The sequence below is a fragment of the Variovorax multivorans genome, assembly GCF_051216835.1.
Lineage (GTDB): Bacteria > Pseudomonadota > Gammaproteobacteria > Burkholderiales > Burkholderiaceae_C > Variovorax.
This window is the reverse complement of record NZ_JBPJZL010000006.1, coordinates 76,829-91,084: the sequence shown is the minus strand read 5'-3', so window position 1 is coordinate 91,084 and position 14,256 is coordinate 76,829. Positions and strand designations below refer to the sequence as shown.

General features: G+C 68.3%; 14 protein-coding genes. 5 read left to right on the top strand and 9 right to left on the bottom strand.

Translation table 11 applies throughout. The features are described 5' to 3' along the window. Nucleotides 1-14: 14 nt before the first annotated feature. Nucleotides 15-722: an aquaporin Z gene (gene aqpZ, locus ACSFCA_RS16655; RefSeq protein WP_093058653.1), complete on the bottom strand. Its 708-nt coding sequence runs from the start codon at nucleotides 720-722 to the stop codon at nucleotides 15-17. 164 nt (nucleotides 723-886) lie between these two features. Continuing rightward, a complete protein-coding gene (locus tag ACSFCA_RS16650; RefSeq protein WP_435460482.1) occupies nucleotides 887-1,897 on the bottom strand; it encodes a zinc-dependent alcohol dehydrogenase family protein in 1,011 nt (336 codons plus the stop codon). Nucleotides 1,898-1,997: 100 nt separating this feature from the next. Between ACSFCA_RS16650 and ACSFCA_RS16645 the strand changes: the two genes are divergently transcribed. Both ACSFCA_RS16645 and ACSFCA_RS16640 read left to right on the top strand, forming a co-directional pair. Then, nucleotides 1,998-2,909, top strand: coding sequence for a LysR family transcriptional regulator (locus tag ACSFCA_RS16645; RefSeq protein ID WP_435460483.1), 912 nt, complete (start codon nucleotides 1,998-2,000; stop codon nucleotides 2,907-2,909). 52 nt (nucleotides 2,910-2,961) lie between these two features. Then, complete coding sequence (locus ACSFCA_RS16640; RefSeq protein WP_258352444.1) at nucleotides 2,962-4,002, top strand: ABC transporter substrate-binding protein; 1,041 nt, start codon at nucleotides 2,962-2,964, stop codon at nucleotides 4,000-4,002. Here the strand turns inward: ACSFCA_RS16640 and ACSFCA_RS16635 are convergent, their stop codons facing one another. From ACSFCA_RS16635 to ACSFCA_RS16605, 7 genes are all read right to left on the bottom strand, one after another. Beyond that, nucleotides 4,003-4,533: a DUF3761 domain-containing protein gene (locus ACSFCA_RS16635; protein WP_435460484.1), complete on the bottom strand. Its 531-nt coding sequence runs from the start codon at nucleotides 4,531-4,533 to the stop codon at nucleotides 4,003-4,005. 103 nt (nucleotides 4,534-4,636) lie between these two features. Further along, complete coding sequence (locus tag ACSFCA_RS16630) at nucleotides 4,637-5,299, bottom strand: hypothetical protein (protein WP_435460485.1); 663 nt, start codon at nucleotides 5,297-5,299, stop codon at nucleotides 4,637-4,639. Further along, nucleotides 5,296-6,108 (bottom strand): COG1470 family protein, encoded by an 813-nt coding sequence (locus ACSFCA_RS16625; protein ID WP_435460486.1) that lies wholly within the window; start codon nucleotides 6,106-6,108, stop codon nucleotides 5,296-5,298. The genes ACSFCA_RS16630 and ACSFCA_RS16625 overlap by 4 nt, the downstream gene beginning before the upstream one ends. Further along, the gene (locus ACSFCA_RS16620) at nucleotides 6,105-6,479 is read right to left on the bottom strand and encodes a hypothetical protein (RefSeq protein WP_435477062.1); all 375 of its coding nucleotides are present in this window, start codon (nucleotides 6,477-6,479) and stop codon (nucleotides 6,105-6,107) included. The genes ACSFCA_RS16625 and ACSFCA_RS16620 overlap by 4 nt, the downstream gene beginning before the upstream one ends. Nucleotides 6,480-6,595: 116 nt before the next feature. Further along, nucleotides 6,596-7,255 carry a hypothetical protein gene (locus tag ACSFCA_RS16615; protein ID WP_435460488.1) on the bottom strand — a complete coding sequence of 220 codons (660 nt, stop codon included), beginning with the start codon at nucleotides 7,253-7,255 and terminating at the stop codon, nucleotides 6,596-6,598. Continuing rightward, nucleotides 7,255-7,860 carry a hypothetical protein gene (locus tag ACSFCA_RS16610; protein ID WP_097197740.1) on the bottom strand — a complete coding sequence of 202 codons (606 nt, stop codon included), beginning with the start codon at nucleotides 7,858-7,860 and terminating at the stop codon, nucleotides 7,255-7,257. Before ACSFCA_RS16610 ends, ACSFCA_RS16615 begins: the two co-directional genes overlap by 1 nt. 61 nt (nucleotides 7,861-7,921) lie before the next feature. Continuing rightward, nucleotides 7,922-10,120 carry an SdrD B-like domain-containing protein gene (locus ACSFCA_RS16605; protein ID WP_435477059.1) on the bottom strand — a complete coding sequence of 733 codons (2,199 nt, stop codon included), beginning with the start codon at nucleotides 10,118-10,120 and terminating at the stop codon, nucleotides 7,922-7,924. Between the two features lie 353 nt (nucleotides 10,121-10,473). On the opposite strand from ACSFCA_RS16605, the gene htpG reads away from it, so the two are divergent. From htpG to ACSFCA_RS16590, 3 genes are all read left to right on the top strand, one after another. Further along, the gene (htpG, locus tag ACSFCA_RS16600; RefSeq protein WP_435460490.1) at nucleotides 10,474-12,510 is read left to right on the top strand and encodes a molecular chaperone HtpG; all 2,037 of its coding nucleotides are present in this window, start codon (nucleotides 10,474-10,476) and stop codon (nucleotides 12,508-12,510) included. After that, nucleotides 12,507-13,190: a hypothetical protein gene (locus tag ACSFCA_RS16595; protein ID WP_258352451.1), complete on the top strand. Its 684-nt coding sequence runs from the start codon at nucleotides 12,507-12,509 to the stop codon at nucleotides 13,188-13,190. Before htpG ends, ACSFCA_RS16595 begins: the two co-directional genes overlap by 4 nt. Nucleotides 13,191-13,264: 74 nt before the next feature. Continuing rightward, complete coding sequence (locus ACSFCA_RS16590) at nucleotides 13,265-14,251, top strand: Bug family tripartite tricarboxylate transporter substrate binding protein (protein ID WP_435460491.1); 987 nt, start codon at nucleotides 13,265-13,267, stop codon at nucleotides 14,249-14,251. Nucleotides 14,252-14,256: the final 5 nt, after the last annotated feature.

The window sequence follows — 14,256 nt, the reverse complement described above, 5'->3', positions numbered from 1 at the left end:
ACGACGATCAGCGATCAGTCGTCGTTGCCGTTGCTGAGCAGGGCGCGGTAGATCACCGCGCCGATGATGGCACCCGCAATGGGCGCCGCCCAGAACAGCCACAGTTCCGACACCGCATAGGACGGCCCGAACAGGGCCGGGCCCGTGCTGCGCGCCGGGTTGACCGAAGTGTTGGTCACAGGGATCGAGATCAGGTGGATCAGCGTGAGGCACAGGCCGATCGCAAGGCCTGCGAAGCCGCCGGCCGCGCGCTTGGCGGTGGAGCCGAGGATCACGATCAGGAACACGGCCGTCATCACCACTTCGCACAGCAATGCGGCCGTCATGCCGTACTTGCCGGGCGAGTGCTCGCCATAGCCGTTGGTGGCGAAGCCGCCGATGTCAGCGCCCGGCTTGCCCGTGGCGATGAGATACAGCACACCGGCCGCCGCGATGGCGCCGAGCACCTGCGCCACGATGTAGCCCGCGAGCTGCGAGGCCTTGAAGCGGCCCGCGGCCGCAAGGCCGATCGACACGGCAGGGTTGAAGTGCCCGCCCGAGATCGGGCCCAGTGCATAGGCGCCCGTCACCACCGTGAGACCGAAGGCCAGCGAGACCCCGAGCAGGCCGATGCCGACACCCGGAAAGGCCGCTGCCAGAACTGCGCTTCCGCAGCCTCCGAGCGTGAGCCAGAAAGTACCAATGAACTCGGCCGACCATTTTTTGTAGGTACTGTGTTCCATAACTCTCCATCCTGAAGTTGAGAAAACGCGCAATGCACGAAGCCGTGCGCGGGCGGATTCTAGGAACGCCAGGAGGGGGCGTCGAGCGTGTAATTCGTACTAACGGAACCTGTTCACGGATGGCGCGGCTTTTGTGCAGCGCCGCAACTGCGTTGCGTCTTCGCTCAGAGCGTCACGACGATCTTTCCGAACGCGCCGCGCTCGAGATGATCGAGCGCGGCGGGCAGTGCATCGAAGCCGTACTGCGCGGCAATCGCCGGCTTGAGCGCATTCGCATCGACGGCGCGCACCAGGTCTTCGAGCGCGCGCCGGTGGCCCACGCCGATGCCCTGCACCGTCACGCGGCCCAGCACCATCGCATAGAACGACGCGCTCAGCGTCTCGCCGCCGAGCATGCCGATGATCGACACGCGACCGCCCTGCTTCACAGCCTGCAGCGAGCGATCGAGGTTGGGGCCGCTCGCGAGTTCGAGCACGTGGTCGGCACCGCGACCTTGCGTGAGCCTGCGCACTTCGGCGGGCCAGTCGCCGTCGCGCGCCAGCACGTGCGTGGCGCCGAGTGCCAGCGCCTGTGCGCGCTTGTCTTCGCTGCCCGTGACGACGATGGCCTGTGCGCCATGCAGCCGCGCGATCTGCAGGCCGAACAGCGCGACGCCGCCGGTGCCGTGAATCAGCACCGTCTCGCCCGCGCGCAACGCGCCGGTCTCGGCGAGCGCGAACCATGCGGTGAGACCCGCGCACGGCAGCGTGCTGGCTTCGGCCAGGCTCAGCGTCGTGGGCGCGGCCACGGCCCAGGCGGCGTCGAGCAGCACGTGCGAGGCGAGCATGCCGGGGCCGGGCCCGCCGAGGAGCGTGGCCTCCGCATGCCAGTGGCTGTCGATCCAGCCGCCCCAGAAGGTGTTGACGACCCGGTCGCCGACGGCGAAGCGCGTTACGCCCGGACCGATGGCCGCCACGGTGCCCGCCATGTCGGAGCCGGGCGTGAAGGGCAGCTCGAGCGCCATGCCCATGCCGTCGCGAATCATCAGCAGGTCGCGGTAGTTGAGCGACACCGCGCCGACCTTCACGAGGATCTGGTTCGCGCCCGGCATGGGCAACGGCGCTTCGGCCTGTTCGAGGTGGGCGCGGCCGAGCGTGGGGAGCTGCCAGCGGCGCAGTGTTCGAGGTTCTTGCATGAAAAAGACTCCGGGAAAGACGAGGAGCTTTCATGCTATTGACGATGCCAGATACCCGGTGGCGGATAATTTTCTTTTCACTGGTGCTTGAAAGTCTCCAATGGGCCAACGTCTGCAGGGCATCGAAGAATTCGTCGCGGCGGCCGAGGCGGGCAGCTTCGCGCTGGCCGCGCAGCGCCTGCATGTCACGCGCTCGGCCGTCGCCAAGAGCATCGCGCGGCTCGAAGCGCGCCTGAACACGCGGCTCTTTTTGCGCACCACGCGCAGCCAGAGCCTCACCGAGGAGGGCCACGGCTACTACGAGCGCTGCCGCCGCGTGCTGGCCGAACTCGACGCGGCCGAAGCCGTGACCGACGTTGCGCGCAGCACCGCCTCGGGCCTGGTGCGCCTGAGCATGCCGGCGATGCTGGGCCGGCTGAAGGTCGGGCCGCTGCTGCTGGCGCTGGCGCGCCGCCATCCGCAGCTGTCGCTCGAACTCTCGTTCAACGACCGGCGCGTGGATCTCGTGGAGGAGGGGCTCGACCTGGCCATCCGCAGCGGTGAACTCGCCGACAGCGCGGAGCTGGTCGCCCGGCCTGTCGGCATGCAGTGGATGGCGCTGTGCGCCTCGCCCGCCTACCTGGCCGAACACGGGCATCCCGCAAACATCGACGACCTGAAGGCGCCGCACGAGGCCGTGCTCTATGCGCGCGACGGCCAGATCTCGTCCTGGCGCTTCCATGATGCCGAAGGCCGTCTTGTCGACGTGACGCTGCCTTCGCGGCTGCGCTGCGACAGCGCCGAGGTGCTGCTCGAAGCCGCCATCGGCGGCATGGGCCTCGCGCGCTTGCCCGCGTGGCTTGCGGCCGATGCGCTCGCGGCCGGCACGCTGGTGCGCGTGTTCGACGAGCCTCGGCCCTTCGGCTTCGCGCTGCACGTGATCCGCTCGCGCAGCCGCTACCTGCCGCTGAAGACGCGGGTGGTGATCGACTGGCTCGCCGAGCACCTGCCGCCGCTGCTGGCCGCGCGCTGAAGCGGGCGCTATCCTGCGCCTTCGAACAAACAACGACCGAGGAGAACCGCGCATGCGCCCATTCGCCATCCGACACATCGCCACCGCCGCATGCATTTCCACGGTGGCCCTGCTGGGGGTGTCGAACACCGCGGCGCAAGGCACCGTCAACGCGCTGTGCAGCACCGACGCGGGCTGGTGCGAAGCGGCGGCCACCGCATTCACGCGCGAGACCGGCATCAAGGTGCAGCAGGCCCACAAGGGCACCGGCGAAATCGGCGCGCAGCTGCGCGCGGAGGCCGCCAACCCCAAGACCGACATCTGGTGGGGCGGCACCGGCGACCCGTTCCTGCAGGCTGCTGAGCAAGGCCTGCTCGAACCCTATCGCCCGGCCTATATCAACGACCTGCACGACTGGGCGGTGCGGCAGTACGCGCTGTCGCAGAACATGGTGGGCGGCTTCTACACGAGCGCCATCGGCTTCGGCTTCAACACCGACCTGCTCAAGAAAAAGAAGCTGCACGAGCCCAGGTGCTGGGCCGACCTCGTCAAGCCCGAATACAAGGGCGAGATCGAAATTTCGCACCCGGCCTCCAGCGGCACGGCCTACACCATCATCGCGGGCCTGGTGCAGCAGATGGGCGAAGAAGCGGCCTTCGAGTACCTGAAGAAGCTGCACAGGAACGTCACCAGCTACACCCGCAGCGGCCAGGCGCAGGCGCCCAACGTGGCCAAGGGCGAAGTGGCCATCGGCGTGAGCTTCATCTTCGGCTTCGAGCGCTGGCGCTATGACAAATTTCCCGTGAAGACCGCCGCGCCGTGCGAAGGCACGGGCTACGAGATCGGCGGCATCGCCCTCGTGAAAGGCGCGCGCAACAAGGAAAACGCCAAGCGCTACTACGACTGGCTCATGAGCCCCGCGGGCCAGGCTATCGGCGGGCAGTCGGGCAGCCTGCAGTCACCGGCCAACAAGACCTTCAAGCCGGACCCGCGCATCCCGTCGATGGCCGACGTGAAGCTCATCAAGTACGACTTCGAGAAATACGGCAAGGCGGCCGAGCGCAAGCGCCTGATCGACCGCTGGACGCGAGAAGTGGAGTCGCAGCCGCGCTGATCAGGAGCAAGCCTTGTTGTGAGACGCGTGCATGCCCTTGGCCTTGGCATCGGCTTCGCTCAGGTATTCGCCCTTCTTGGTCTTGCCGTAATAACGGTCGCCCATGCAGTGATAGACCTTGGTCTCGTCGTTCGCCCACACCTTGCCTGCGCCGCCACCGGGAGCGGCAGCCATCTTCGTGAGGTCGGGCGAGCCGGGCGTCCTGGTGGCCGTGCCGGTGCTCGGTGCCACGCCGGTCTTGTCGACCTTGGCCGACTGGGTCTCGACCGCTGGTGCGGGCGCAGCCGCTGCGGCCGGCGCGGTTGCCGCGGCTGCACCAGCAGCAGCCGGTGCAGCCTTGCCGAACCAGGTCTTTATGCCCTTGTGACCGCGGCAGGCGCCCGACTTGGCGTCGGGCGAGGCATAGCTGCCGTCCTTGCATTGCACGGTGGTGCCGGCCGGTGCATCGGCGGGAACCTGCGCCTGTGCGCCGAGCGAGGCTAGGCCGAGGAAGGCTGCGACGCACAGCACGCGGGATTTCTTGTTGTTCATGCAAAGCTCCTGGAGGGGTGAAGGAAAAGATCCACCGCGCAGCTTTGGCGAGCGATCCCAGCGCCAGCTGACTTGCGCGCCGGAAAGAGCCGGTCAGGGCCAATCAGGGCGAACTGGCCGTGAAGGTGACCTGCCCGGTGTAGGTGCCGGCGGTGCGGCTGGCCAGGTTTGCATACGAGAAGGTCCAGGTCGCGGTGCGCTGGGTGACGAGGTTGGCGAAGCTGGTGCCCACGACATTGACCGTGGTGCCCGTGCCCGAGTTGGGAATCGGCGGCGCGGGCAGGTTGCTGTCGCTGCTGGCAATCGTGATCTCCGACAGCGGGATCGCGTTGGTCCCGCTCATGAGCGGCGCGGTCGCGGTGGCCCGCAGCGTCACCTGCCCCGCGTTGCTGCGCACTTCGACCGGCAGCGCGTTGCCGCTTGGCGTGACGCTGAAGGTCGGCGCCGCGCCGCTCCAGTTCACGGACGTGTTGTTGCCCGCGACCGGCGTGGTGGGCCCACCCGGGATTGACGGCGTCAGCACGAAGCTCACCGTGCTCGTGGTGCCGCCCGGCGTAGGCCACGCGCCGTCGCCGATGCGAAAGAAGATGAACTTGTCGATGGCGATCGTGAAGTCGAGGTTCACCAACCCGGTGGTCAGCGGCACCGAGGCGCTCGGGCCCACGGTGCTCGACGCGGCGTGCGTGGCTCCCACCTGCGCCATGCCGACGGCCGTGGCGAGCAGGCCCGAGAACGTGCCTGCCAGGGGGCCTATGCGGTGCGTCACTTGAGCTCCATGTCCACCTTGAAGCTGCCCTTGTCCCAGTCCAGCGTGCCGCTGGCCTTGACCGGGTAGGCGGGCTGCGGCGCGGGCTGGCCGCTCTCGCCCTTGGGCACCAGTGCCAGCGTGCGTGTCTGCCCCGGCAGGATCGGCGTGCCTTCGGGCACCAGCTCGAACGCGCGGCCCTTGCTGTCGGTGGCGTCCAGGCTGCCTTCGAGACGGCCATGCGCGTCGCCCGTGTTGCTCACGGTCACCAGCGTGCGGCGTGCGCCGTCTGTTTCTCCGCTGGCGATCTGCTTGATTTCGAGCTTGGGCTCGGCGCCGTTGAGCATGACGTAAACCGCCACCGCGATGCGGCCCGTGACCGGCAGGCTCAGGCTGGCTCCGCCGCTCTGGATGACGGTCTGCTGCGCCGGCTCCGTGCCCTCGATGGCGATCATGAAGCGGCACTCGCCGCGCGGCGCGTCGGCCGGCGGATCGACCTGGAAGCGGAACGCCTTCTTGCTGCGTGCCGGCACCGACACGCTGCGCCGCTCCAGCACCACCCACGGCCTGCAGCTGCCGGGCAGCAGCTCGTCGTGGTAGCCGATGTTGCCTTCGGCCGAATAGCTCCAGTCGATGGTGCGCATCGTCACCTCGGTGGCGGTCGGCGCCAGGTTGTGGATGTCGAGCGATTGCCCCAGGCGCGTGCCGGCCTTGCCCGAGAGTTCGAAGCGCGACGGCGTGACGGCCAGCTCGAAGGGCGCGGCCGTTGCAGCGCCGGCTACTGCCAGCAGCAGAAGGACAAGAGAAGAGGGAGAGAGAAAAACGTTCATGGCAGCGTTTCGATTTCGAAGAACGACTCGAAGCTCAGTGCCGAGCCCGAAGGCATGCGCAGCTCGCGGGGATCGACGCGCAGCGTCAGCTCGAAGGTCTCGTTCATCCATGGCGCCTGGACCACGCCGTTCCACACCTGCACCCGGTCGCCGGGGCGGCCGCTGCCACTTGCGAAGGCGCCGTTGCCGCGCCATTGCACCTGCATTCCGGCCGGCGAGCGCAGGCCCGCGACCATCGACGGAATCACATAGAAGATGCGCGCGCGCCGGCCCACGTGGGGGGCAGTGGCCAGCCGGTATTCGATGCGCCCGAGGGGCAGCACGACCATGTTGCCGTCCATCCCCTGGGCGTTGCTGAAATCGCTGCGCACCTATGCGCGCGGGGAGGCCGAATCGTCGAGCCGGGCGACCGCCGCCCATGCGGGGGCGAGCGCTGCACCGCAGAGCAGCAGTGCAGCGGCTGGCCATCGGTGAAAGCGCAGGGAGGTCATTCCATCGAGGCCGTGAAGCGCACGGTGCCCTTGTAGTTGCCGCCCGGGTACACCACGTCGTTGTCGTAGGAGAACTGCAGCCGCGTGGCAGTCACGTTGCGCGACAGGTAGGTCCAGGTGCCGATGCCCAGGACGCAGGGCAGGCCGAGCACGCCGACGCAGAAGGTGGCGTTCGCGTCGTAGCTCGCGATCGACTGGTTGGCGGCGGTGGTGAAGCGGCCGCCCTGGATGTCGCCCGAGGCGGCGTTGCTGTTGTTCGTGGCCACCCAGCTGATCTTGCTGAAGGGAATGGTCGTGGTGCCGCAGCCGCCCGACTGGCAGCTCAGGGCGATGGAGGAATCGACGCGCAGCGTCACCGGCCGCGCTACGGTGGTGTTGGCTATGGGGCGCACCGGCATCACCCAGACGTCGATGGTCGGCGTGCCGGTCACTGCCGTGGGGGTCAGCCCGGCGTTGGCGCCGGTCACGCTGAAGGCCACCGTGTCGATGGTCGCGCCGGCCGATCCCACGCGCAGGGTCAGGCCGTAGGTGCTGCCCGTGTCGGTCACCGTGGTGATGACGGCATGCGCGGCCGGGGCGAGGCTCGCCGCCGACGCCATGAGCGCCGCGGCGGCGACCGCCTCGCATCGCCGGGTGTGCAGCCCGGAGCGCGCCATCAGATGCCCTGGGCTGTGTACGTGATGGTGTTCGTGTACGTGTTCGCAGCCCAGCCGGCGGGCGTGCCACCCAGCGAGTAGGCCCAGGTGCCAGTGGCGACCGCGTTCGAGGGGAACGAGGTCGAGGCGCAGGCGCCGAGGTTGGCGCCCGGGTGCGGCAGCGTGCCCGTTGCGGTGACGGTGAAGTCCGCGTTCGTCGGGCCGCCAGTGAGGGGCGCCCAGGCGCCCATGGCGCAGTTGATGGTGCCGGCGCCGGCGTTGGTCCAGGCGTACACGGTGAGCGTGCTCGCGGCGGACGTGGTCGTGACGGTGGGCGCCGCGCCGTTCCAGTCCACGTTGGTGTTGTTGCCCACCACCGGCGTGGTGGGCACGCCCGGAATGCTGAGGGCTGAAGTCCAGGTCACCGTGTCGACCGTGGTATTGGTCGAGCCGACGCGCAGCAGGATCAGCTTGGGCACCGTCACGCTCAGGTTCACCTTGGCCTGCGCCGTGATCGTGCCTGTGCCGGAGCCGTATTGGCTCTCGGCCATGGCGGGTCCTCCGGCAAGGGCGAGGCCTGTGAGCGAGGCGGCCAGCGCGAGGCGGGCAATGGGTTTTCGGGTCATGAAGTCTCCTTGGGGTTGTGTATGCGGGGAAAAAAAGAAATCGAAAGGTCGGTGTCGTGGTTCATTCGCCCACCTTGACCACGGGAATCGCGGCAGTGGCCTGGCCACGCAGCGGCACGTTCACGCTCGTTCCGCTGTCGCCGGCCACGCCCCAGGGCAGCGGTACGCTTTCGAGCGTGAGCGTCAGTTGATGCCGGCCGGTGGTCACCAGCGGAAATTCGAAGCGGCCGTCGCGGTCGGTGATGGCGCGGTAGCGGCCGTCGAGCAGCACCTCGACGCCGGCCACGCCGCCTTCGCCCGACTGCTGCTCGCCGTCGCGGTTGGCGTCATAGAACACGCGGCCCGACACGCTGCCGCCGCCCGCACCCTCGCCGCGCATGCCCGCCGCCCGGTAGGCCGTGCCCGCGCTGCCCTCCCAGCGCAGGTAGACGTAGGCGGTCTTCTCATTGCTGCGATAGAGATTGGGCGCGGAATAAGAGGTCGGCAGCAGCGATGCGCGCGCCTGGTTGAAGTTGGCCATGAAGCCCACGCGCCAGCCCGCGCCCAGCTCCTTCTCGGCCATGAGCGAGCCCGACAGGCCGCGGCTGGTGTAGAGGCCGCCGCTTTGCGAGGTGTAGCGCAGGTTGCCGCCGACGTTGAAGCCGCTGTCGATCCAGTAGCGGAATTGCAGGCCCGCCGTCGGGTAGCTGCGGGTGGTGCCGCCGCTGCTGTCGCGCGCATGGCCGAGGGTGGTGGTGAGTTCGGGGCGCATCGTCTCGTAGCGCCCGCCGATCCAGTCCTGCTCCCATTGCACTTCCTGGCCGGTGGCGGCGCTGTCGCCCAGCACGATCAGCTCGTTGCGCCGCACCGTCAGCGTGAAGCGGCTGCGCGGCCAGTCGAAGAAGCGGGTCTGGTAGAAGGCGCTGCCGTAGAGGCTGCGGCCGTCGCCGCTGCCGGCGGAGCTTGTGGTGCTGCCGTCTTGCAGCCCTTCGTAGCGCGTGCGGTACGCGCTCAGGCTGCCGCCGACGGAGTTGTAGCGGTCGAACAGGTATTGGAAGTTGCCGCTCGCGCCGAAGCGCCGGTAGCCCGAGAGATGGAAGTTGGTGTCTGGCGCCGCGCGCTCGTAGTCCAGGCCGGCGCCCCAGCTCATGCGGCTGGTGTTGCGGTCCACGCGCCAGTACGCACCGCGCGTGCCGGTCGCCAGTGCGTAGTCGCCGAAGTACAGGTTGGGCCGCGCGGTGTAGACGCCGAATTCATGGCGGTACAGGCCGGTGCGCGCGCTCGCCTCGATGAAGAGGCCCTGTGAGTTGCCGGTTGCCACGCCCGGCGTGGGCGAGTTCACGCGGCTGCCCACCAGCGTGGCGCGTGCCTTGAAGTCGCCGTCGCGCACCACCTCGCGGCCGTAGCCGATCGAGGTTGCCCAGCTCGTGACGTCCTTGCGGCCGATGCCCATCGCCGTGATGGGGTCGATGTAGTAGGCCGGAATATCGCGCGCCTGGTCGAACTGGAACGAGGCGAACCACGGATCGCCCAGGCGCAGCGTGGTCCCGAGCCAGCCGAGCGTGCCCTGGCTCTTCTCGAAGCCGGGGTACGGCCCGCCCGTGAGGTTGCCACGCTGGCCGATGCCGGCGCGCACGTCGAGATCGGTGTTGAAGATGCGCGTCGATGCGCCGCGCACCGTGGTCGAGCCCAGCGTGAGCCTGTAGTTGCGCGCCAGGCCGTCGGTGACTTCGCTGTAGATGTCGCCCACGGCGGTGTCGGCGAAGGTCTGCGTGGTCAGCGGAAAGCCGAGGTTGCGCAGCGTGAAGCGGCCGCTGGTGGCCTCGCGCGCATAGCCCAGCGAGCCGATGCCGATGCCGCTCGCGCTGTTGTCGCCACCCAGGTGGCGGCCGTCGGCCTGCAGCACGAACTCGCCGTAGTTGAGGGTTTCGCGCCGGTACTCGAAGCGCTGGCCGAACTCGGTTGCGCGCTGGCGGCCGTAACCGGTGGTCGTGGCGTCGCCGAAGCCGATGCGGCTTTCCACCAGCCAGGCGCGGTAGCCTTGCGGCTGCTCGGCTTCGGGCGTTGCGTCGGCCGCCGCGGTGTCGGCATCGAGAGTCTCGAAGCGGTCTTCATAGGCCTTGGGTGCGGAGTCGACGAGCGCCTTCAGCCGCGCCTGCTCCGCCTGTGCACGGTCGAGGGTCTCGATGCGTGCGTCAGCCACGGCCTGGGGTTTCTGGGGCTCGGCCTGCGCCTGCGCGCAGGACAGCCATGCCAGGGCGGTCGTGCATTCGAGCCACACGAGTGCGCCCCTCGGATGCCACAAGGCTCCGGCGGGACCGGGTACGGCCCACGGCGTCATTCGAATCATCTGGCGACATCCCTGTTTTGTCTCCCGGGTGTTGCGGCCCTGTTCCGGATCAGCGCAGGGTATTTCATAAATGTTGACGAACGTCAATATTTCGTGACCCCGAGGGCTTCCCCGTGTGAGAACGTTGTTTCTTAAGTCTTCAGGGATGCGCAAAATGGAGCCTTTCGACCCCATTTGCCTCTTGATGAGGTCGAAAGACCACCCATTTGAAGAAGTTGGCACAGCGTCACCGCATGGACGCCGTGCCCGACTTAGAATTTTTTGGCTTCGATATTTCTCTTTCCATGTCTGATTCCTCCAAAACCAAACTCCCCTTCCAGGCTGAAGTCGCGCAACTGCTGCACCTCGTCACGCATGCGCTTTACTCGAACAAGGAAATCTTCCTGCGCGAGCTGATCTCGAACGCGTCGGACGCGTGCGACAAGCTGCGCTTCGAGGCGCTCGACCACCCCGAGCTGTATGAAGACCAGCCAGAGCTCGACGTGCGCCTGAGCTTCGACAAGGCCGCGCGCACCATCACCATCACCGACAAGGGCATCGGCCTGTCGCGCCAGGAGGCCATCGACAACCTCGGCACCATCGCCAAGAGCGGCACCAAGGACTTCATGAGCAAGCTCAGCGGCGATCAGAAGGCCGACGCTCAACTCATCGGCCAGTTCGGCGTGGGCTTCTACTCGGGCTTCATCGTGGCCGACAAGATCACCGTCGAATCGCGCCGCGCGGGCCTGCCCGCCGACCAGGGCGTGCGCTGGGCCAGCGGCGGCGCCGGTGACTTCGAGGTGGCCGACATCACGCGCGCAGAGCGCGGCACCAGCATCACGCTGCACCTGCGCGACGACGCCGACGAATACCTCAACGCCTGGAAGATCAAGCAGATCGTCGGCAAGTACTCCGACCACATCTCCCTGCCCATCCTGATGGAAAAGGAAGAGTGGAAGGACGGCGAGAACGACCAGCCCGGCGACATGGTGAAGACCGGCGAGTGGGAAACCGTCAACAAGGCCAACGCCCTGTGGAGCCGCCCCAAGAAGGACATCACCACCGAGCAGTACGAAGAGTTCTACAAGAGCATCAGCCACGACTACGAGGCCCCGCTCGCCTGGAGCCACAACCGCGTCGAAGGCAGCACCGAGTACACGCAGCTGCTCTACATCCCGGCCAAGGCACCGTTCGACCTGTGGAACCGCGAGAAGAGCGCGGGCGTGAAGCTCTACGTGAAGCGCGTCTTCATCATGGACGACGCCGAGGCGCTGATGCCCAGCTACCTGCGCTTCGTCAAGGGCGTGATCGACTCGGCCGACCTGCCGCTGAACGTGAGCCGCGAGCTGCTGCAGGAAAGCCGCGACGTGAAGGCGATCCGCGAAGGCAGCACCAAGCGCGTGCTCGGCATGCTCGAAGACCTGGCCAAAAAGCAGAAGACCGCGCCCGAGAGCGGCGAGGGCAAGATCGACGTGGGCTCGGGCGAATCGGTGCCTGCACCGGAGCCGACCGAAGGCGTGACCGACGTCGTCGACAAGAACACGCCCACCGCGGCAGAAACCGCTGCTGCTGCCGCCGATGAATCGGGCAAGTACGCCAAGTTCTACGCCGAGTTCGGTGCGGTGCTGAAAGAAGGCCTGGGCGAAGACATGGGCAACCGTGACCGCATCGCCAAGCTGCTGCGCTATGCCTCCACCACCACCGACGCGGTGGGCGTGAGCTTTGCCGATTACAAGGCGCGCATGAAGGAAGGCCAGGACGCGATCTACTACATCACGGCCGACACCCTCGCCGCCGCCAAGAACAGCCCGCAGCTCGAAGTCTTCAAGAAGAAGGGCATCGAGGTGCTGCTCATGACCGACCGTGTCGACGAGTGGGCGCTGAACTATCTGAGCGAGTTCGACGGCACCCCGATGCAGAGCGTGGCAAAGGGCGCGGTCGATCTCGGCAAGCTGCAGGACGAGGCCGAGAAGAAGGCCGCCGAGGAGGCCGCCGAGTCGTTCAAGCCCATGCTCGAGAAGCTCAAGGAAGCGCTGAAGGACAAGGCCGAAGACGTGCGCGTGACCACGCGCCTGGTCGACTCGCCCGCCTGCCTCGTGGTGCAGGACGGCGGCATGAGCACGCAACTCGCGCGCATGCTCAAGCAGGCCGGCCAGCCCGCGCCCGAACTGAAGCCGGTGCTCGAAGTGAACGCCGAGCATCCGCTGGTGAAGAAGCTCGAGGGCTCGTCGCATTTCGACGATCTCGCGAACATCCTGTTCGACCAGGCGCTGCTCGCCGAAGGCGGGCTGCCAGCCGACCCGGCCGCCTACGTGAGGCGCGTCAACGCGCTGCTGGTGTGAACGACCGGCCGCGCGTCCCTCGTGCAGCAGCCGTCGTTCCGGCGGCGCTGCTGTTGCTTCTGACGGGCGGCTGTTCTCACTATCACGTCGGCATTCCGCTGGTGCCCGGGCTCTCGCTCGGGCTGGGCGCCACCAAGGACGGCAATTTCTCGGTGGGGCTCAACACCGGCTTCGGCCCGCTCGGCGCTGGCGTGGCCGTGAACAACGGCGGGCAGGTGTCGGGCTCGGCCGGCGTGGGTGTCGGCGTGGGGCCGGTGGCCACGGGCGTCAGCAAGGGCGCGGTGCTCTACGACCCGAAGGCTGCGCCTGCGGCTCCCGCTGCTGTGGCGGGCGCTCCGGCCGGTGCGGTGGCATCAGCGACACCCGCTGCACCTGTGGCACCAGCAACTTTGGCATCGACCCCTGCGGGAACGCCGGCGACGGTTGTCCCCGTGCGCTATTCGACACCTGCCGATCCGTTCACGCCCATCGCCACTCCTGCTGCCGCGGCCCAGGCACCCGCCGCCTCCTCGGTGGCGCGCACCGCGGCACCGGCCCGGCCGCCCCTTGTCAAGATCACGCGTCCGCCGCCGGAGCCTCCAGCGCCCGCCGTGAACATCAAGTACCGCACCCCGGCCGTGGCTGCCGCCGCGGCCTCGGCCCGCGAAACCGGCACGCCCGGCAACCCCGTCGCGCCCTGATCGACGCGCCTTTCACACGAACACGCGACCCGGCCTAACATCGCGGCTGGTATCTCCTCCGGAGACAGTCGTCCATGACCCGCCGACCGCTGCTGCTGCACCTCCTGACCATGGCCGCCCTCGCGGCCACGGGACTGCCCCGCGCAGCGAAGGCGCAGGCCGCATACCCCGCCAGGCCCATCCGCTGGATCGTGCCGTACCCCGCGGGGGCCGGCGCCGACATCGTCGCGCGCACCATCGGCACGCAGCTCGCCATCGACGCGGGGCAGCCGGTGACCATCGAGAACCGCGCAGGCGGCAACACCGCGCTCGGCGCCATCGAGGCCGCACGCGCGCCGGCCGACGGCTACACGCTGCTGTCGGCCGACAACGGCACGCTGGTGTTCAACCCCGCGCTGTACCGCAACCTCAGCTACAACCCCTCGCGCGACTTCGCGCCCGTCACCCTGCTGGGCCGGCTGCCGATGGTGCTGCTGGTAGGCCCTTCCAGCGGCGTGAGGGACGCGCGCGCCTTCATCGACGATGCGCGCGCCTTTCCCGGCAAGGTCAGCTTTGCCTCGGCCGGCACCGGCAGTCCGCAGCACCTGGCGATGGAGCTGCTCGAACGCGAGGCCGGGCTGGAGATGGTGCACGTGCCCTACCGCGGCGTCGCGCCTGCGCTGGCCGACGTGGCGGGCGGCCAGTTGCCGGTGCTGATGTGCGACCTGGCCGCGTCGCGCCGCTTCATCCAGGGCGGCAAGCTGCGCGCGCTGGCGGTGGCGCACCCGCAGCGGCTGAAGGAACTGCCGGCCGTGCCGACCTTCGCCGAGCTAGGCATGCCGCGCGTCGAAGCTGCTGCGCTCATGGGCCTGGTGGTGCCCGCCAACACCCCGGGCGAGATCGTGATGCGGCTGCAGCAGTCGGTGGCCAGCGCCATTCACAACCCCGCCGTGCTGCGCAAGTTTGCCGAGTTCGGTGTCGAACCGGTGGGCGATGCGCCTTCGCAGTTCGCGGCGCTGCTGCAGGGCGAGTCGGCGCGCTGGCATCCGCTGATCCGCGATCTCAATCTCTCGCTCGACTGAGCCCG